Source organism: Oceanobacillus sp. GQ8 (genome assembly GCF_059758495.1).
Map to the genome: position 1 here is coordinate 167,119 of NZ_JCAXEV010000004.1, position 19,688 is coordinate 186,806.

Annotated in this window: 23 protein-coding genes and 1 other annotated feature; of the genes, 4 read left to right on the plus strand and 19 right to left on the minus strand. The window is 38.1% G+C overall.

Features of this window, described 5'->3' with window-relative positions; genetic code table 11:
- Positions 1 to 74 precede the first annotated feature (74 nt).
- The 3 genes from AC6CHS_RS13280 to spxA form a co-directional block, all read right to left on the minus strand.
- The gene (locus tag AC6CHS_RS13280; RefSeq protein ID WP_498236787.1) at positions 75 to 1,280 is read right to left on the minus strand and encodes a competence protein CoiA; all 1,206 of its coding nucleotides are present in this window, start codon (positions 1,278 to 1,280) and stop codon (positions 75 to 77) included.
- A 109-nt stretch (positions 1,281 to 1,389) separates the two neighbouring features.
- Entirely contained in the window at positions 1,390 to 2,097 is a 708-nt protein-coding gene (gene mecA / locus AC6CHS_RS13285; protein WP_498236788.1) for an adaptor protein MecA, read from the minus strand.
- Between the two features lie 388 nt (positions 2,098 to 2,485).
- Complete coding sequence (gene spxA / locus AC6CHS_RS13290; protein WP_036573885.1) at positions 2,486 to 2,881, minus strand: transcriptional regulator SpxA; 396 nt, start codon at positions 2,879 to 2,881, stop codon at positions 2,486 to 2,488.
- 394 nt (positions 2,882 to 3,275) lie between these two features.
- Between spxA and AC6CHS_RS13295 the strand changes: the two genes are divergently transcribed.
- A complete protein-coding gene (locus AC6CHS_RS13295; RefSeq protein ID WP_036573887.1) occupies positions 3,276 to 3,617 on the plus strand; it encodes a P-II family nitrogen regulator in 342 nt (113 codons plus the stop codon).
- A 28-nt stretch (positions 3,618 to 3,645) separates the two neighbouring features.
- The gene (locus AC6CHS_RS13300; protein ID WP_498236789.1) at positions 3,646 to 5,016 is read left to right on the plus strand and encodes an ammonium transporter; all 1,371 of its coding nucleotides are present in this window, start codon (positions 3,646 to 3,648) and stop codon (positions 5,014 to 5,016) included.
- A 168-nt stretch (positions 5,017 to 5,184) separates the two neighbouring features.
- On the opposite strand, the gene AC6CHS_RS13305 is transcribed toward AC6CHS_RS13300, so the two are convergent.
- The 9 genes from AC6CHS_RS13305 to AC6CHS_RS13345 form a co-directional block, all read right to left on the minus strand.
- Positions 5,185 to 5,778, minus strand: a complete 594-nt coding sequence (locus AC6CHS_RS13305) for a GNAT family N-acetyltransferase (RefSeq protein WP_036573890.1) — start codon at positions 5,776 to 5,778, stop codon at positions 5,185 to 5,187.
- Positions 5,779 to 5,934: 156 nt separating this feature from the next.
- Complete coding sequence (locus tag AC6CHS_RS13310; protein ID WP_498236791.1) at positions 5,935 to 7,140, minus strand: putative glycoside hydrolase; 1,206 nt, start codon at positions 7,138 to 7,140, stop codon at positions 5,935 to 5,937.
- Positions 7,141 to 7,391: 251 nt separating this feature from the next.
- A complete protein-coding gene (locus tag AC6CHS_RS13315; RefSeq protein ID WP_498236793.1) occupies positions 7,392 to 8,177 on the minus strand; it encodes a sulfite exporter TauE/SafE family protein in 786 nt (261 codons plus the stop codon).
- Between the two features lie 46 nt (positions 8,178 to 8,223).
- Positions 8,224 to 8,451 (minus strand): sulfurtransferase TusA family protein, encoded by a 228-nt coding sequence (locus AC6CHS_RS13320; RefSeq protein WP_498236795.1) that lies wholly within the window; start codon positions 8,449 to 8,451, stop codon positions 8,224 to 8,226.
- Positions 8,452 to 8,469: 18 nt separating this feature from the next.
- Positions 8,470 to 9,600, minus strand: a complete 1,131-nt coding sequence (locus tag AC6CHS_RS13325; protein ID WP_498236797.1) for an MBL fold metallo-hydrolase — start codon at positions 9,598 to 9,600, stop codon at positions 8,470 to 8,472.
- 11 nt (positions 9,601 to 9,611) lie between these two features.
- Positions 9,612 to 10,184: a sulfurtransferase TusA family protein gene (locus tag AC6CHS_RS13330; RefSeq protein WP_498236799.1), complete on the minus strand. Its 573-nt coding sequence runs from the start codon at positions 10,182 to 10,184 to the stop codon at positions 9,612 to 9,614.
- Between the two features lie 14 nt (positions 10,185 to 10,198).
- Positions 10,199 to 10,498 (minus strand): rhodanese-like domain-containing protein, encoded by a 300-nt coding sequence (locus tag AC6CHS_RS13335; protein ID WP_498236800.1) that lies wholly within the window; start codon positions 10,496 to 10,498, stop codon positions 10,199 to 10,201.
- A 95-nt stretch (positions 10,499 to 10,593) separates the two neighbouring features.
- Positions 10,594 to 11,073 (minus strand): DsrE/DsrF/DrsH-like family protein, encoded by a 480-nt coding sequence (locus AC6CHS_RS13340; RefSeq protein ID WP_498236802.1) that lies wholly within the window; start codon positions 11,071 to 11,073, stop codon positions 10,594 to 10,596.
- 129 nt (positions 11,074 to 11,202) lie between these two features.
- Complete coding sequence (locus AC6CHS_RS13345) at positions 11,203 to 11,463, minus strand: metal-sensitive transcriptional regulator (protein WP_036573907.1); 261 nt, start codon at positions 11,461 to 11,463, stop codon at positions 11,203 to 11,205.
- A gap of 413 nt (positions 11,464 to 11,876) precedes the next feature.
- Positions 11,877 to 12,051, plus strand: a binding site (T-box leader).
- Positions 12,052 to 12,104: 53 nt separating this feature from the next.
- Here AC6CHS_RS13345 and trpS point away from each other — a divergent pair.
- Positions 12,105 to 13,100 (plus strand): tryptophan--tRNA ligase, encoded by a 996-nt coding sequence (gene trpS, locus AC6CHS_RS13350; protein ID WP_498236804.1) that lies wholly within the window; start codon positions 12,105 to 12,107, stop codon positions 13,098 to 13,100.
- A 47-nt stretch (positions 13,101 to 13,147) separates the two neighbouring features.
- On the opposite strand, the gene AC6CHS_RS13355 is transcribed toward trpS, so the two are convergent.
- The 6 genes from AC6CHS_RS13355 to AC6CHS_RS13380 form a co-directional block, all read right to left on the minus strand.
- Complete coding sequence (locus tag AC6CHS_RS13355; protein WP_498236806.1) at positions 13,148 to 13,909, minus strand: YjbA family protein; 762 nt, start codon at positions 13,907 to 13,909, stop codon at positions 13,148 to 13,150.
- A gap of 80 nt (positions 13,910 to 13,989) precedes the next feature.
- On the minus strand, positions 13,990 to 14,196 hold the full coding sequence (locus AC6CHS_RS13360; RefSeq protein WP_379554451.1) for a YuzI family membrane protein: 207 nt from the start codon (positions 14,194 to 14,196) through the stop codon (positions 13,990 to 13,992).
- A gap of 365 nt (positions 14,197 to 14,561) precedes the next feature.
- Positions 14,562 to 15,800 carry a beta-ketoacyl-ACP synthase II gene (fabF, locus tag AC6CHS_RS13365; RefSeq protein WP_498236808.1) on the minus strand — a complete coding sequence of 413 codons (1,239 nt, stop codon included), beginning with the start codon at positions 15,798 to 15,800 and terminating at the stop codon, positions 14,562 to 14,564.
- 48 nt (positions 15,801 to 15,848) lie between these two features.
- Positions 15,849 to 16,787, minus strand: coding sequence for a beta-ketoacyl-ACP synthase III (locus AC6CHS_RS13370; protein ID WP_498236810.1), 939 nt, complete (start codon positions 16,785 to 16,787; stop codon positions 15,849 to 15,851).
- 221 nt (positions 16,788 to 17,008) lie between these two features.
- Entirely contained in the window at positions 17,009 to 17,968 is a 960-nt protein-coding gene (locus AC6CHS_RS13375; RefSeq protein ID WP_498236812.1) for a BMP family ABC transporter substrate-binding protein, read from the minus strand.
- An 86-nt stretch (positions 17,969 to 18,054) separates the two neighbouring features.
- Positions 18,055 to 18,678, minus strand: a complete 624-nt coding sequence (locus AC6CHS_RS13380; RefSeq protein WP_498236814.1) for a hypothetical protein — start codon at positions 18,676 to 18,678, stop codon at positions 18,055 to 18,057.
- 115 nt (positions 18,679 to 18,793) lie between these two features.
- On the opposite strand from AC6CHS_RS13380, the gene AC6CHS_RS13385 reads away from it, so the two are divergent.
- The gene (locus AC6CHS_RS13385) at positions 18,794 to 18,970 is read left to right on the plus strand and encodes a YjzD family protein (RefSeq protein ID WP_498236816.1); all 177 of its coding nucleotides are present in this window, start codon (positions 18,794 to 18,796) and stop codon (positions 18,968 to 18,970) included.
- 66 nt (positions 18,971 to 19,036) lie between these two features.
- Here AC6CHS_RS13385 and AC6CHS_RS13390 read toward each other — a convergent pair whose 3' ends face one another.
- Positions 19,037 to 19,387, minus strand: coding sequence for a hypothetical protein (locus AC6CHS_RS13390; protein WP_498236818.1), 351 nt, complete (start codon positions 19,385 to 19,387; stop codon positions 19,037 to 19,039).
- Positions 19,388 to 19,688: the final 301 nt, after the last annotated feature.

Here is a 19,688-nt window from a genome sequence, read left to right on the forward strand (position 1 = left end):
TAAACCCACTATAATTAGTATATCGAATTCAAGCGGAATAATGCTCGTATTTTGCTTAGTGTCCCGAAATTATTTTACCAAACTTTTCTTAAGAACTGTAGAGTCAATTCATTATCCGCCTTGATAGCGTCTTCGACAGAGGAAAAAAAGGATATGGGGCTGAGCTTCTGGTATTGGTTAGGAGTCGTTTCGCGAAAGTATCCGAGCTGACAAAGGAGCTGCATATACTCTGTAACTGGATTTGTGAAGTGCTTAATGAGCGGAAAGATACCTTGGGGGTGTTGCACTTGCCCTAGCACGGCAATGAGTCTGTTAAGAAAAATTGTTCCACCGAGTGGCAGAGGAGACAGTACCTCGATCACGAGCTTACTCTGCCATTGCCAAAGAGGCTGCTTCATAAAATGCTGAGAAAGCACTGGGATGTGGACGATAGTGGGTAGAAAATCACGATGTAGGCCTTTTTCATAGAGCCATTTATGCCATTTCGACTCTGAACCGAACTGCCTTATTGGCCTTATCCTGAAACACGCTTTCTCTTTTTTCCATAACCTCCACAGTGTTTGTCTCTCGAAGTTACGAAAATGAAATAGTTCAGGAAACTGAATGGTCTGAAGCGTACGAATTTGAATTAATCCAAAAGCAAGGCCGTTACCTATACTATATATGTCCATTAAGTTGATAAGTTGAGTTGTATGTGGACAAAAGAAGTAAATAATCGGTGGGGTTGCCGAAGTAAATTGGTGTATAAATAGCTGTAGGAAAGCATCCAGTTTAAAACCGTTTGTTGATTTTCGTTTTAGTAGCTGCTCCCCCATAATCCAAATCGGGGTAATTCCTGCTTGTTTATAGCCGTTATTACGTTTAATGATAACTTCTGGCGGGATTCGAGCACATTGAAATTCAATCGCAATCATTTTTTTGCCGACCGTCAATAAAATATCCGGGCGTTGCTGAATTTCTGGTAAATAGGCTTCTAATTTTACTTGTAGCTGTTGGGCCTTCAACCATTGATATAGCAGAAGTTTCCCTTGTTCATGATAGGCACTTTCTCCATTCTCTGAAGTAATACAGGCATCAGCATGATGGTGGGCAAAATGGGGTATCTTTTTTTTACCGGCCTTTGCGATTACCCTGCTTCCACATGCAGGACAAGTAAATGTCTGCTTCTCTAATTTAAGTTGCTTGAGATCAGCCGATGTCAGGGTGGCAAGTGTGATGAGCTCTCCCCCACTTGATTTAGCCTGAAGCATCCGATAAATCACCTCCTCACCATCCTTCATTCGACATTAATGGAGTAATTCCTTCTTTAAATAATAGAAATATTCACTACTGCCATAAGGATGCTAAGAAAAGTACGTAACAAAAAAAGACACTCCAATTACAGAGTGTCTATGCTTTGGCTGGAAAATACTTACGTACTTGCTCAAACGTATTTTCTTCAAATATTCTCTTACCGTATTCTTCAAGGAGATGGATTGTTAGTTCCGAATCCTTTCCAAATTCGAATACCTGACTGATAATATCCTCCTGAGCATTCTCATCTAATAAATCTTGTGAGAATTCAAGATAGAGATAATATGCATTATCAAAGTGATAAAGCGTCTCTTCAGCACTTCCTTCAAAGTTCTCAAAATAGTGACTTAGTTGTATAACATCTTCAAAATCCTTAAATTTGACGATAATCCATAGGTTGGCTGCTTCTAGCTCTTCATTGCCTTCTTCTTCAGTTGTTTCATCGTCTAGTTCATTTGTTTTACCGAACTTTTCTTCAAGCATGTTTTCAATGTTTTTATTTACTGAGAAACCGGAAGTATTGCCATCTTCTTCAGAAAGCTGAATGCTTTCGCCATTTTTGGATATATTCGCATTCGTTACAATAATTTCTAGGCCTTTTTCCAATGCTTGGACTTGAATCCATAATGGACCTTCCACATTGAAACCTTCTTTATAGTTTACCTCATCCATCATCTGCCAAAAGAGCTGTTCACTGCGCTCACGGTTATACCAAATTTCTTCTCTTTCGAAACCACGGTCTTCAATGTCCATATAAGAAATATAAAATTTCACCGTATTCTCATTAATTCTTTCTATTTCCATCGATAGTTCTCTCCCTTCTGGTCATAGTTTATAGGTGGAAGAGATAGCTTCACCTTAATCTATATAAATAAACCCTGTATTTCTATTACCCAAAATAGCCTGTCTCTAACCATTAGCTAATTAGCATATTCCCCTTATATGGAAGGTTATATGGAAGGATGATTTCCTACTCTCATTGTATGATACTACATAAGTATTTGGAAATTAATATGCCTATATATTAGAAATAGTTAGTAACATATTCTAAACTATTTCCCCTCATTTGTCACGATGAATTTTTTGACAATATTATAACGTTTTCAAAATTGCACCAAAAAACCTGCACACCATGAAAAACGCGGATCATTTAAAATGAACCGCGTTTTTATTATTCATTTTTATTTTACGATTAGTTTACCATACGTTGCGCTTCACGTAACTGGAATGTACGCACTGTTCTTGGTAAGAATCTGCGAATCTCATCTTCGTTATACCCAACCTGCAGACGCTTTTCATCTAAGATTATTGGTCTTCTCAATAATCCAGGGTTTTTCTGGATCAAATTAAACAGATCCTTCATTGGTAATTGATCAATATTAACGTCCAGTTTTTGAAAGACTTTTGACCGTGTTGATATGATCTCATCAGTTCCATCTTCCGTCATACGTAAAATTTCCTTTATTTCATCCAATGATAATGGCTCGGAAAATATGTTACGTTCCGTAAACGGGATATCATGTTCTTCTAACCATGCTTTTGCTTTTCTGCAAGATGTACAACTTGGTGAGGTATAAAGTGTTACCATATAAAACTTCACTCCTCATTCTAAAGTGGGTTGAATTCATTTCATAACATTGAACAACTTATTAAATTAAAATAAGTTTAATTAACCCTTTATGTAAATTATACTACATTTGTCAAGCGAAAGGTAGAGGGTATACGAGAAAATAGGGTTTTTTAATAAATTGTTCATGAAATGTTTTTAATTCGTTACTTGTAAGGTACCCCAAAACATTTTCAAATAAACCACTTACATGAAAAAATTATCAGTTCAATCGTAAACCGTGTAAACGGTTACTTTTAAATATTCAAAAAACTTATAGAAAAGTACTTGCATTTTGCCATATTTCCTTTTATGATAAGTAACATAACTTACTGTGTTAGGTTTCCTAACATCATAAAAGAAGGGTGTGTTAAAGATGAAGAAGATCGAAACAATTATCCGCCCTGAAAAGTTCCAACCATTGCGTAATGCATTGTCTTCTATTGGAATTGGCGGATTAACCGTTACGGAAGCAGCTGGAACCGGAAAACAAAAAGGGCAAACTGGTGTGTTTAGAGGGACCACTTTCCAAATACAATTACTACCGAAAATCAAGGTAGAAATGATTGTAGAGGACAATCAGCTTGATGAAATTGTATCCATTATTCTGGAGACCTGCAGTACTGGTAATATCGGCGATGGGAAAATCTTTGTTTCTTCGGTCGAAGAAGTAATTCGAATTCGCACTGGAGAACGCGGCAACGAAGCTGTTATTTAGATCCATATCTTAAAAAGGAGGACGAATCATGTTAAAGAAAAGTTTGTTATTATCACTATTCCTATTCTTAGTTGCATCTCCAGTCTATGCGGCACCAACTACCGAATCCTTGCAAATTTCAGTTGACCTAGTGTGGGTTATGTTCGCAGCATTTTTAGTGTTTTTCATGCATGCTGGATTTGCAATGGTTGAGTCAGGTTTTACTCGCGCAAAAAATTCACTTAATATTCTGATGAAAAACTTTTTAACTATAAGTATTGCATCCATACTATTCTTTGTGGTCGGATATGGACTAATGTTTGGAACAACTGCCGGTTCTATAATTGGTGTAGATGGCTTTCTATTAAGCGGTGTGGAAAATATTGGATTCTTCGTATTCCAGGCTATGTTTGTTGCTACATGTGCAACAATAATTTCAGGGGCTGTTGCCGAACGTATGAAGCTGGGAAGTTACATTTTATTTGTCATAGCAATGACAAGCGTTATCTACCCAGTTGTTGGACATTGGATCTGGCAGGGTGATGGTTGGTTAACAAATCTAGGCTTCAGTGATTTTGCTGGCTCTACAGTAGTACATTTAACAGGCGCAGTTGGTGCGTTAACTGTAGTATTATTCCTTGGACCACGTATTGGAAAGTATACAGGTAAGAAAGTGAATGTCATACCAGGTCACAACATTCCATTAGGCGCACTGGGTGTGTTTATACTTTGGCTTGGCTGGTTTGGTTTTAATGGGGGAAGCACACTTGCCGCAGATCCAACGCTTGTTCCAATGGTAATCGGCACAACACTTCTTTCCACTTCTGCAGCTTTAGTCTCCACTGCTGCTTATACAAAATTCCGTTTTAAACGTGTTGATGCTTCTCTTTCATTAAATGGTGTACTCGCTGGGTTAGTTGGTATCACTGCAGGTACAGCAGAGATTTCCCTTGCAGGATCTATTCTGGTCGGATTAATTTCCGGGGTGGTACTCGTAGAAGGGATACGTTTTCTAGATACGAAGTTACGAATTGACGATCCAGTTGGCGCTATTACCGTTCATGGCATCTGTGGGGTTTGGGGTACGCTTGCGGTTGGACTCTTCTCCACCTCTACAGGATTATTTTATGGTAATGGTTTCTCCCAGTTAGGAATACAGTTAATTGGAGTGCTCGCAGTTATTGCCTGGACCATGTTAACTGTAGGAGCATTCACTTTCATCATTACCCGCTTCTCTTCTATACGTGTATCGGAGGAAGAAGAAATTGCAGGACTTGATTTTGCAGAACACGGTTCTAACGCATATGAATTAAAAGAAACTTTACTAACAGACGAGGCTTTACCATTAAAGAATGGACTTGGCTTAGCAGATCGGCTTAACAATCTATCAGTGGGGCGTACGGAAAAAAAATCATCATAAAAACTAGATTAGATGAATTGTGGCTTAAACGTATAATGGGCACATAAAAAAGATAATATTGAAAAAGGGAATACAAAGGCCGAACAATCATTCGAATCTTTAGTGAGAATCGAATACTGTTCGGCCTTTGCTCATTTTATTTTATTTAGACCTAAACATATTTAGGCTTTACGCTTTTTCAGTTGTTCCTAGACCTTTTAAAATATCGTCCCGGGCATTGTCTTCATCGTAGCTCAGCACTTCATCCACCGGCTGATATGCACGCCCATATATTTCTTCATCTTTATACGTATGAATATCTTCATACATTTTCTTCATCTGTTCAAAAATAACTTCTTCTGTTTCATTGTTTGGAGACCAGAATAATATCTCCATTGGGGTTTCCTCATTTGTCGCTAATGAACGACGGTTATACCCTATTGATTGTGCATGAGTAAAGCCTTCCCTATGATAGAAATGCAGACGCTTTTCTGTATCTGTGTCCTCATAATCTACAGGTTCAACTTCTAGGATAATCGGCTTGTTTTTCTTCTTTAGCTTATCAATTAGCTTATGGCCAATTCCTTGACCGCGCGTTGCTGCAGATACCCATAGATAATCGATAAAGAGAAACGAATCAAACTCTGCATACATTAAAACATGCTTGGGGCTTTCGTCTTTGTAGTAGACATCCCCCTTTTCTTTTAAAAGCATCTCCATATGCTTTTTTGATTTCATCTCTTCTACCGGAAAATACTTATTTAACTTTTCATACCAATTCATTGATCTACTCCTTATTTTTAGTAGTCCTCTCTAGTATAACGAATAATCTTGCTTTTGTTAAATCGTTACCAAAAATGTACGTCTGCATATATTTTGTCCGTTTGTTTTAAAGCCATACGAAAAGCAGCTCTCTGTCAGGAAGAGAGCTGCTTTACTTTATTCTTTATATCCAACTTTATAATCAACGTTTTCTGTATAACTGTTTCCTGAATTCCAAAGCAAGAATTCATTAATGCCACTTTCATGCAATGCCTTAATTTGTGCCTCAACCTCTGCTTTACCATATTGCTTCGTTGGACCACTATATAGCCATGGTGCTTCAAAATCTTGAATCCACGGACGTGATACTGGTGGCTCTTCCAATGCACCTAGCACTTCATTCTCTACCTTGGCATACTCCTTCACAAGCTTATAAGGCTCTTTATCTGGAACTTCAATACCAAAATAAGAAGTCCAATGGCTTGGATAAATCATCGAGGAGATGACATCCACATTGTTAGAAATTTTGGAGAAGTTTTGCCCAATGCCTGGTGCTTCTTCAATCGTTGCAGCATAACCGAAAATATCAACAGCCACATCAACATCATAATTGGACATTTCTTCCTTTGCATAAGCAACAAAGTCTGTCACTGCTTGTACACGTTTCTTGATATTATTCATATCAGATTCCGCATAATCCCCCATGGAATATTCTAATTCGTCATCTCTACTTTCAAAGCCTTCTGGAAAACGAACATAGTCAAATTGGATTTCTTGGAAGCCCATCTCTGCAGCCATTTTCGCAATGCCTACATTATACTCCCATACTTCTTTTTGAAAAGGACTTACGAATGCTTCCCCTTTTCCATTAACCCAAACCTTGCCATTTTCCTTAAAGGAAAGTTCGGGTCTTTCTTTTGCTAGAACCGAATCTTTAAACACTACAACTCTCGCGATAGGATATATCCCCTTCTCTTCTAGCGTATTCATCATTGCTTCAGGATCATCAATGAAATTCTTGGCGATGTCTTCATACGGAGAACCTTCTTCTGGTTTGAATGTAAGATTCCCATTATCTTCTTTTACATCAATAACCATTGCATTAAGGTCTGTACTTTCAATCATGTCCACTAAGGACTCAAAACGACTTCCGCCTGCTGAATTTCCTGTAACATAAAGACCGCGAACCGCATCAGGGTATTCAAATTCGTAACCTGAATCATATGTAAATCGCTTCATGTTATCAATTGCTAAGGGCTTAATGCTCGTTTGCCGTTCCTTATGAGAGCTTACCGTTTCTTCTGCAGCTACAGTGTCTATGGAGAGCACACTTGGCAGTAGAAGCGTCATCATCGTTGTAATCGTTAGTAGTTTTTTCCCCATCCTATCAATCTCCCATTTTTATATTTAAATCTAGTATAAAGGATTACCTGTTAAAATTGGAAGGATTATACTAGAATTTGTCGAAAAGTCGGTTGGTAACTATTACCCTTAATGGGAGATACAATAACCTGTTTAGAAATTTTTCTACTTGGTAACGCAGGAATAGCTGACCCTTTTGTGGATCCCAAATACTCAAACGGGTTCTGTATAAAGCTATCAAAAAACCAACTTCACGGGAGATTGGTTTTATGTTAACTAGCAATCTCTAGCCAAATTTTAATTGCGGTACCAAAAATTAAGATTGCCAAAATCCATTGTAAAATTTTCGTATTCACTTTTTTCCCGAAATGTACTCCTAAAGGTGAGGCGATTAAACTTGCAATAATCATGATCAAGGCAGGTATAAACAATACTTGTCCAGTCATTAGTTTACCGGTTGTCGCACCTATCGAAGAAATAAACGTTATAGCCAAAGATGTTGCAATGGTCATTCTTGTAGGGATCTTTAAAACCAGAAGCATAATTGGCACTAAAATAAATGCTCCTGCTGCCCCTACAATCCCTGCCCCAATACCAACTAAAAAGGCTAGAAATGATGCCACCCACTTGTTAAACGTAACCTGTTCCATCGGGATATCATCAATTCCCTTTTTGGGCATAAACATCATAATTGCAGCTATAGTCGCTAGCAATCCATAAACAAGATTTACTCCGCCGTTCGTCATAAACTGCGATCCGTATCCACCAATAAAACTTCCAAGTAAAATACTTATTCCCATATAAATAATTAGCGTTTTGTTTAAATACCCCCCTTTACGGTATGCCCAAACACCACCTATTGTTGCGAATAAAACTTGAACTGCACTAATCCCAGCAACTTCATGCGCAGTAAAAGCCGTTAAACCAATTAGGGATGGGATATATAATAGCATGGGATATTTAATGATTGATCCACCGATTCCTACCATTCCTGAAACAAAGGAACCAATAAAACCAATCAAAAAAATTGTTATAATAAAAATAACACTGTATTCCATAATGCACCCCTCCTAATAGGAGGGACCCATAGTAATGGGTCTCCTTCTATCCCTTTTTAATCCAAAATTTTAATATATTATCCTCTTCAGCGTCTTTCAGGAGTTCATGGCCACCTGAGTTCACCCATGAGGTGAGGTCGCTTTTCGCCCCTTTATCAGTTGCATGAACCTCTAGTACTTCCCCTGTGTTAAGTTCTTCCATTGCTCTTTTCGTTTTTACAATCGGCATTGGACATGCTAATCCTTTTGCATCTAATACTTTATTTGCTTCCATTCTTTTTACCTCCTTATATTAACCTTCAACCGCACACCGGTTAGGTCCTGTTTCCATTTCTTTTTGTTCTTCTTGTTGTGGGTTAATTTGCCCCAAATTTGTTTTACGAATATCCTGATAAGCATTCGGTTGTGGTGGAAGATTTTCAGTTACCATTTTTCGGAATACACCTTCATCATCAACCTGTAAACCTGAATTATTCTTAAATAGGTCACCTAAACGAGCGGATACTTTACCACCCTCACCTAATTCTTCTGCAAATGAATAGTGTGCTGGTAACACAACTAAATTATCGGAAAGTTCTTTATAACGCTTATAAAGTGTAGTACGGAGATCTCCTATCCAGTCTTCTGCCAAACCAGCTAAGTCTGGACGACCAATTGACTTCACAAATAGAATATCACCCGTTAATAAATACGTATCATCAATAATAAAAGATGTGCTTCCAATTGTATGACCTGGTGAGTATAATGGCTGCACTTTTACTGCAGTATTTCCTACAATAATGTCATTTCCTTCTTCCAATGGCTCATATTCAAACGTCACCTCAGTAGCATCTTTAGGTGGTAGATGATATGTGCCATCTACTTTTTCAGCTAGGTTGCGGCCCCCAGAAATATGGTCGGCGTGTAAGTGTGTATCTATCAAGTGTTTAATTTGCACTCCATGTTCTTTGGCAAATTTTTCATAAACATCTGTCATTCGAGCCGTATCGATGATAGCTGCTTCCCCGTTCGATTCGATGAAATAAGATAGACAACCCTTTCCTAGACGTACAAATTGATACAACGTACCGCCAGCTGTTAAATCACCAATTTTCACTGGCTCTAGATGTTCACTCCATGCTTTCATACCACCTTCTAGGCTGTAAGCATTTGTAAACCCAGCTTCTTCTAATAAATCAGCCACCATTTCAGACGAGCCACCTTTTGCACAGACAACAATTATTTCTTTATCCTTCTTTAACCTACTAGAAACTGGTTCAACATCATCTAATAGATTGAAGTACGGCTCGTTAACGACCTCTACCTTACCACCTTCAATTTTCCAATTATCAAATTCATCTGTATTGCGTACATCTAAAATTAACGTTTTCTCATGATTAATTACTTTTTTCGCTAGAGCTTTAGTTGAAATTGTTTTAGCCATACATTTCCCTCCTAGTTATTTTTGTTTGTAAGACCTTCCCAGTTAGACATACCAGGTACAACGTTTTTCACATTTTTATAGCCGTTTTCTTTCAACTTTTGCGCAGCTAAATCACTACGGCTTCCTGTACGGCAAATAATGTGTAGTTCTTCGTTATGATCCATCTCGGTAAGTCTTTCTTCTAGTTCCCCGAGGGGTATATTTTTAGCGCCAGGTATATGACCAAAGGCAAACTCTGCTGGTTCACGGACATCGACAATAGCAAGGGACTCTCCAGCATCTATTTTATTACGAAGTACTCTCAAATCCATGATAGCTCCGTATTTTGTATCTTCTTTTGTTTCTTCCTCACTTGCTTTCCTTAAATAATGCTTCAATACATCGCCATCTTCTAGTGTTCCCAAATACTGGTGCCCTGTACTATCTGCCCACGCTTTTATATCAGCTGTAGAACCTTTATCAGTTGCTTGCACTTCAATTACTTGACCTGGTTCCAAGTTTGTTAGAGCTTTTTTCGTTCTCACAATCGGCATAGGACATGCCAACCCTTTTGCATTTAAAATTTCATTTGCAGTTATATTCATATGATCTCCTCCTTTTATTTCTCTACTTCGTCTTCCCAAGCAAGCATGCCACCTACCATATTGGTAACGTCATAACCTTGATCCCTTAAAAATGCACAGGCCTTGCCACTTCTTCCGCCAGAACGACAAACAATAAAATGTTGTTGCTCTTTATCTATTTCATCTAATCGTTCAGGTATTTGTCCTAAAGCTATATGAAGTGCACCAGGAATTTTACCTTGAGCAACCTCATCTTCTTCTCTTACATCGATTATGCTCAATGTTTCTTCTTCCTTTAACTTCTTCGCTAATTCTTTTGTAGTAATTTCCTTCATTATTATTTCTCCCTCCATGTTGTTTAGTTCTTTCCTTTCTTACCACCATTCTTATATACCTTATACACCCAGGGGTATTAATTTTTATAAAAAAATTATATAAATAAATTTACATTGCCCTGTTCAGCATCACCAATATACGCTGCAACCCCAGCATAATCAATACCATCCAACAATTCTTCCTGTTGCAAACCAAGTAAATCCATTGTCATTGTACAAGCAATCATTTTCACATTTTGTTCCTGCGCCATTTCCACTAATTGAGGTAATGTCATAGCATTGTGTTTCTTCATTACTTGCTTAATCATTTTAGGCCCCATTCCTAAGTAGTTCATTTTAGAAAGCCCCATTTTATCAGCACCTCTCGGCATCATTTTACCGAACATCTTCTCCATAAATCCTTTCTTTAATGGAATTAGGTTCTCTTTTCGAAGTGCGTTCAGTCCCCAGAAAGTATGAAAAATGGTAACCTCATGATCATAAGCAGCAGCACCATTAGCAATTATATAGGCTGCCATTGCTTTATCATAATCCCCACTAAATAATACGATTGTTGTTTTCTTTTTATCGGACATATCCTTCTCTCCTTCATTATATACATATACTCGTAGGGGTATATGTTTTGTTTAAAAAAATAGAGTTATATAACTAATAACCCTATTCTCAGGTTAAAGACTTAAAAATAAATTGTCAATCCTTTTAAACTATCGGCTTCTTACTAATAAATTAACAGCCTCTTTAATCAGATCTTCTGAACTTTCTCCTTTATCCTTTTCCTCACGAATACATTGCTCTAGATTTGTGCTAACAATTAATGCAGCTGTACGGTCTAAAGCACTCCTTACTGCTGTCATTTGCGTCACAACATCACGACAGTCTTTTTCTTCTTCAATCATTTTTAATAGTCCTCTAACTTGTCCTTCAATACGCTTCATTCTGTTTTTAACTTTTGTATCATACTCCATTTGTTTTCACTCCTTCCTCTTTTGATTTCTGACTGACAAAGGACCTGATATGCCTCTCTTCTACTTAGGAGATAGTTAGAGACTACAATCTTAAACTAATGCAATGCAAGTTGAAAGTGGTTTATATACAAAATTACTATAAGTAATTTTAATTTATTGGTTTATATATCATAACAACTTGTCACCTATAATATACCCGCACAGGTATATTGTCAACCATTAACCTTTAGTAAAAAAGAGATTTTTATTGGTAAATAACACCATTATGTAACTGAATAATGGACACATAGGAAAAAGTTTAAGTAGTAAGCTAGTAGATTAAATATAAATCCTCAGATTCACTTGCGCTTGAACTATGCAGATTCATACTTGCACTTCCAAACAAAGAAATATATAATGAAACCAAATTAATAACTTTAGCTATGACAAAGGCGTAGTACAATTACCCACTGATTTTTAGAGAGCTTGTGGCTGGTGGAAACAAGCATCAAGGTGAATTGGAATTGGACTTTCGAGCTAACTAACAGTTAAAGTGATTCTGCATTTGCAGAATAATAAGGGTGGCACCGCGGTTCATTCGTCCCTATTTCAGAGGGATTAATGGGCTTTTTTTAATGACTTTTTTCAAAGGAGATAGAATCATGAAAACAATTTTTTCCGGCATTCAGCCAAGTGGTACGTTAACCTTAGGTAACTATCTAGGAGCGATTCAGCAGTTTGTTCAACTTCAAGAGGATCATCACTGTTATTTCTGTATTGTGGATGAGCATGCAATAACCGTACCTCAGGAACGCTTAACATTGCGAAATAATATTCGCTCCCTAGCAGCATTATATTTAGCCTCTGGTATTGATCACAACAAAGCTACACTATTTGTTCAATCTGAGGTCCCTGCCCATACACAGCTGGGATGGATGCTACAATCTATCAGTTACATGGGAGAGCTAGAACGAATGACCCAGTTCAAGGATAAGTCAACTGGAAAAGAAGCGGTCTCATCTGGATTGCTCACCTATCCTTCCTTAATGGCTGCAGATATCTTGCTGTACAACACAGATATCGTCCCTGTTGGCGATGACCAAAAACAACATTTAGAGCTGACTAGAAATCTGGCTCAACGTTTTAACAATCGTTTTAATGATATCTTTACTGTCCCAGAAGTTCGCATTCCAAAAGTTGGAGCACGGATTATGTCACTACAAGAGCCGACGAAGAAAATGAGTAAATCCGACTCGAACGAAAAAGGTTTCATCTCTATGCTGGATACGCCAAAGAAAATAGAGAAGAAAATCAAAAGTGCAGTAACGGATTCAGAAGGTATTGTGAAGTTTGATAAAGAAAACAAGCCGGGTGTGTCGAACTTGCTAACGATACACGCTATCTGCTCAGGTAAAAGCATTGCCGAATTGGAAGAAGCATATGCTGGAAAGGGATATGGAGATTTCAAACAAGGTGTCGCGGATGCAGTGATCGCTCTGTTGCAGCCTATTCAAGAACGGTACGAGGAATTGCTTCAATCCGAGGAGTTGGATACCATTTTAGATGAAGGTGCCGAAAAAGCATCTTACCATGCTAATAAGATGGTTTCCAAAGCTAAAAAAGCAATGGGATTAGGCCGTGTGAAGAAAAAGAAATAACAGAAACACAAAAGCCGATTGATCACATACTATCAATCGGCTTCTTACTATTTCTGCTTTGAAATATTTTCTGTTTGGCCGTTCTCCACTTCCCAAATTTTCTCAAGGAAAGGTTGGCCTTTAATCAACTTTCCACAAAGATCTTCATGGGCGTGACTCCACCCTTTTTTTACTCCTGTATATAATGCGCCCCACACTTCATCTTCATCCATAAAGCGAATGTATGGGTATTTCTTGGGATCCCATTCAGTTAGCCAATAACGTAATTCTTCTAAATTGTTTGTGGTGCGAAGCTGATCAAGTCCCATCATCAACAAATGCTTCAATTGCCGCTCTTTTCTCGTCAATCCAAAGACAAGGTCTGGGGACATCGAAAGCATATGGTATTCCTTTTGGTATGCCTTTGAATCAAACTTGTAGGATTGTGGTTTCGTGTTTTTGATCATATCGTAGACAAGCTGTTCCTGTCGTGGAATCAGTCTACTTTTACGAATCGGAATTTCATAGCCAATGGTATCAAAAACCAGGATGTCTGCTCCATCCGAAACAATACAGGCATAGTCCAATACATTACGCTCCTGCCCTTTACGCACATATGCTCTTTTGTAGATGGAATCCAGCAAAGGGCGTGGCAAGTCGTGCATATCATTCTCAATATAATGAAACAGTTCTTTTGTTATGTAAAGTAATGGTACCTGATCAAGCAGCTCAATTCCGTCATTTTTCCGCCATTCATGAAAATAACACACATTATAGCCATTCTCTTCGCCTTCAAACCAGTTTACCCAAACATCGTGCATATACAACATAAACAACCCTCACTTCTAAAACTGAACTTAGAATACATTATGACCATCATAAAGAAATTTATTCTAAGCCATTACAAGATTTAAGAGGCGTTTGGGTAACGGTATACAACAAAAGCCATTAAGACCATTCCAACGGGGAGAAAGTAACACTCCATCCTCCCCGAAATAAAGATAAAGTACTCTATCCAAGTGATGCCAGCAGGTAAAAAGTTCAAGTACGCGATAATCGTGACCCCTCCACTTACCGCTAAGCCAAAACCTATTAAAAAAACAAAAATATAGCCCATCTTATCCCCCACCAATACTTGTCCAAGCTTTTATAAAATGTATATGCTTGTCCATGGGAAAGCATGATTTCTTATTAGTTGTTTTGTTTAATTGAATGGATGAGCTGTTCCCGAATGGTCGCTCTCGAGCGATGTAGAATTCTTCTCGGCTGATGTTAGATCACTCTCTAGCCATGTTCACTTCTTCTCAGCCGATGTTAGTTCTTTCTCTAGCGATGCGCACTCATTCTCGGCCGATGTTAGATCACTCTCCCGCGATGCACCTCTTCTACATTTCTTCTCGATAAAAATCCCTACCTCCTCCCTATGCAACTATTCCTCCATAAATAAAAAAACTGACTGATAAGTTCAGTCAGTTTTTCGGATTATTGATATTTTTTAAATACAAGTGCTACGTTGTGACCGCCGAATCCTAAAGAGTTACTCATAACTACATCCACATTTTGTTTTCTTGCTTCGTTCGGTACGTAATCCAAGTCACAGTCTGGATCAGGATTCTCATAATTAATAGTTGCAGGTACGATGCTGTCCGTTATGGATTTGATTGAAATTAATGCTTCAATCCCACCAGCTGCACCTAGTAGGTGGCCAGTCATCGATTTTGTTGAAGAAACCGCAACATGTTTAGAATGATCTCCTAACACTGTTTTAATTGCTTCCGTTTCAAATTTATCATTTAATGCTGTACTTGTACCATGTGCATTAATATAATCTACCTGGTTTGGAGATAGTCCAGCATCGTCAAGAGCCATTTGCATCGCTCTTGCAGCCCCTTCGCCGTGTTCAGCAGGTGCTGTAATATGGTAAGCATCTCCTGTTGCGCCATATCCAACAATTTCTCCATAGATGTGCGCACCACGTTCCAAAGCTGTTTCAAGTGATTCCAGAATCATAATTCCAGAGCCTTCACCCATTACAAAGCCATCACGTTCTTTGTCAAATGGACGGCTAGCTTTTTTAGGATCTTCGTTTAAGGACAATGCTTTTGCAGAAGAGAACCCAGCAAATGACATATTGGTGATCGGCGCTTCTGTACCTCCAGCAATAATGTAATCAACGTCCCCGCGCTGAACTGCCTTAAATGCGTCACCAATTGAATTGGCTCCTGAAGCACAAGCTGTAACACTACAAGAGTTAATTCCTTTCGCTCCAAGTTGAATGGATACTTGTCCTGCAGCCATATCTGGGATCATCATTGGCACGAAAAATGGACTTACACGTTTTGGTCCTTTTTCAATAAACTTCGAATGCTGATCTTCCCATGTCGACATGCCACCAATACCAGAACCAATCCAAACTCCTACACGGTGTGCATTGTCTTCATTAATCTCCAATTTGGCATCTTCTACAGCCATCTTGGATGCAGCAACTGCGTACTGAGTGAATGGATCCATCTTTCGAGCATCCTTCTTATCCATGTATGCAGTTGGGTCAAAATCTTTCACCTCTGCTGCAACCTTAGCTTGAAAATTATCTATATTTACTTTTGTAGCAAGACCAATTCCAGATTTGCCTGCAACAATATTTTCCCACATTGTATCTACATTATTTCCTAATGGGGAAATTGCACCAAGCCCAGTAATAACTACTCTTTTTTGTTCCATTTGATAAACCTCCTATACATAACGGTGTCAGTTTTTGTTAACACCTATTTATTTTCCCCAGCGTATAGCAACAGCGCCCCATGTTAATCCGCCGCCGAAGCCTACTAAAACTACGATATCATTATCTTTAATTTTACCGTCTTTTGCAGCTTCTGATAAAGCCATTGGAATAGATGCCGCTGAATTATTTCCGTATTTTTTAATGGTCGTTGCCATTCTATCTTCCGAGATTTCTAAACGTTCGCGAGCAGCTTCCATTATACGGATGTTTGCTTGATGTGGAATGAGATAATCGACATCTTCCTTTTTAAGGCCTGCTTTATCAATTACATTCACTGTTGATTCAGGCATTTGACGTACGGCAAATTTATATACCTCTCTACCATTCATCACTAGGAGATCCTCTTTATTTTGATAGAGCTCCTTGCCACCTGCTCCATTTGATCCCAATTCAAAGGAAAGTATCCCTTTACCTTCTGAAACTTCACCAATAACGGCAGCTCCTGCGCCATCTCCGAGTAAAACACAGGTACTACGATCTTCCCAATTCGTAATTTTGGATAGTTTCTCTGCTCCAATTACTAGTATCTTTTTATAAGCGTTTGTTTCAATAAATTGCTTAGCAGTAATCATACCATACATGAATCCAGAACATGCAGCACTTACATCCAGAGCGGCAGCATTTTTCGCTCCTAGTCTTTCTTGGATCATACACGATACTGAAGGGAAAGGAGTATCAGGCGTTACTGTCGCTGTTAGAATAAGATCAATCTCATCCGCCGTTACATCAGCTTCTTCCAATGCTTGCTTTGCTGCATAAAAAGCCATGTCAGAAGTATCAATATCATCTTCAGCAAATCTTCTTTCTTCAATCCCAGTTCTTGTTCTAATCCATTCGTCTGTCGTATCCACCAACTTCTCCATGTCTTTATTTGTTACAACTTTGGTTGGTAGATAATGACCTGTACCTAATACACCAACACCCATATATACAACTCCTCAAAATGTAGTTTTATTATCAATTCTTATGACTTGGTACTAATTTTAATGCATTTTACTCCTTCTTGCAAGTTTACTGCAACGAAAAAAAGTTTTAAAAAACGCCAATAAGCTTAGTATGAAGCAATTTCCCAGCTAAGTTTCCAAGTATAGAAAAAGTAAAGAAAGGGTATTTGAACGGTAAAAAACAACCATAATTGTTTTATGTTTTATTGTTCATTAGGTAAAAATTCAGTTTTTTTATATTCTTCCACTACCCTAGTTAAGTATTCTTGGTAGTCTTCCGGCACAGCTGAACTAAATGGTCCTAGAGAAATCACGTCATCCTGAAAGTCATATGTTTGAATAGAACCTTCCAATTCGCCCTCTTCATATAAATCAGCTGCAAGCATATATAGCTTGTCCACATGCTGAATCGTACTTGTGAGAACGTGCTGGCCTCCAATTTTTGATTGATCTGATACATAACCAATGGAAAACAAGTTATCCCGAGCTGCCTTCTCCACAATTTCCTTACTAAAAGCATCTCCTGTAGGATAAACTACATCGACACCAGTTTGAATAACCTGTTCATAAATTTCTTCTGCTGTTTCGGTGTCATTCCAATCGTTTATGAAATTCATATTAATTTCCGCACGAGGGTTTTCATATCTCACACCTTCATAAAACCCTTCAATTTCTGGCTGCCATTCATGAGCAGCAATAATTCCAACATAATCATTTGAAGTCATTTTTCCAGCCACCATCCCCCCAAAAAAACCCATCGCATGGGAATCAAAGTTGAGACTTGTAACATTATCACTAACATACCCACCATTAAAATAGACAAAATGTACATCTGGGTAGCTTTCTGAAATATCTACAAAGTACTTTCCGTAAATACTACTGTGACCAAATATTAGATTTACTCCGTCTTGAACAAACTCTTCTACCGTATTTACTACCTGCTGTTCTGTTGTAATATCTTCTTTGTAGAATACATCTACATCATAGCTGTTTCCAATCTCCAACAGACCTGCGTAACCTTTGCTCCCCCATGCCTGATCATTAATCGAACCATCCAAGAGCATCCCAACATTTTGTATTTCTTGTTCATTTGAACTGCATCCAGCTAGAGTGAACACTAGCCCTATAAATAGCACAAGCCTGAAAATTAGTCCTCTAGTCATGGGCGTACTCCTATCATAATAAAAGTTTTAACTAGTTTTATACTACATGAATCTTTTTTAAAACGTCCATTTATTCTTCGTAAAATTTAAAGATTATCATATAGATTATCATATTGAATCTTATTTTCCTGATAATGCTGTAACACTTTTTCCAATTTTCCCTCAATAGGTATATTGTCCCGAAGATAGATAGAATTTTCAAGTTTAAGCTTCGAGCTTTCTCCAGAACGGAATGACCGAACATTGAGATCTTCCCGGATTGCAATTCCTTTTCTATCCCAATCCACAAGCTCCCCGATAAAATCTTTTATATAGATTGATTCCTTTTGAAATAAGATAGAATCAAAACGAACATATGAGTTGTTCCAATACATTCCGTGTTTATCCATCGGCATCCACTCTCCAAATAAAATCGGCACATGAATACAAGTGTGGCTTTTACCAGAGTTTTTTGGACCATTTTTGTTTAATACATAGGTATGTACCGTGTTAGTAGTTAATCTATCGTTATAATCGCTGAATATATATGCTGTTTTATACTTCTTTTCAGGATTAAAAAGGGCATAAGAACTATTCCTACCAAAAAATAAAGTAAGCTCATCTGAATCTTGCTCATTCTCTTGCCCGTGAACCTCAAAACCGAGTTCTAAAAGATGTTCTACCATGTGATAACCTAACCAGTGATTGCTTGGAGACACTAAATACGTCACAAAAAAACCTCCTTAATGAAAGCGAATGATAAAGAAATAGCTTTTCAATTAACCATCTATTTGATAAAATATATACAAAATGTACGAACTATGCATAAAAAATGAGGTGTTAACAATGCGTTACATATGGACAATCGTTTGGGCTTTACTAATTAGTGGAGTGCTATCCTATGTTCTATCCAGTATGGGTGGCGAACAATTTGATTTAACGAGCACCGTTGTATTTGCTGCTATTTTGTCAGTATTTGTATTTCTACTTGGCGAAGTTGCTTTAAAGGCAGATAAAAAATAATTAACAATATTGGAAAGAGTAACCCTTGCCTCATGCAGAATGGGCAAGGGTTTATTTATTTACATTTTAATACCATGGAAGAATACTTAATGCCGTAAGTGCTGCCAATGGCAGGACAAGCCTTCTAAAACGTGGTCTTCCGTATCCGTAACCTGGTCCAAATCCATATCCAGGATATCCGCCATAGCCAAAACCAGGACCATAGCCAAATTGGCGGTAGTCATCTGACGATCCATGGTGTTGATAGGTAGGCATTTGTTGTTCATTGGGTTCCAGCGGTACAGCAAAGTATACATACTCGTCATCTAGACCAGTAATAATTCCATCTACATTTGTACCGTCAACCATTTCGGCAAGCACATAAGCATGCATATGTTTTTTACATAAGTCGTATATATGGTGTTGATTATGATTCATTTTAACAACCTCCTCACAATCTAGACTATTCAATAGCCCTTGGGTATGTGACTAGGTTAGAACAAAAGTGAGGAGACCCGTCTAAAAGCATAGCAACTGGGAAAGAGCAACCGAGATAAAGGAATCAAGGTGAGCATGCGAACCAATGATAACTTATTGCAGGGCACTACGGGAAGTTGCCTAGCTTTTGGGGATCTAAGTTAGACGAACAAAAGCGAAGAGCCTTGTGAGGGAACGCCCCCTGAGAACGACCTGTCCTACATGATGCGGATCCTCCGGGCACAAGTAGCAACTTGACTGA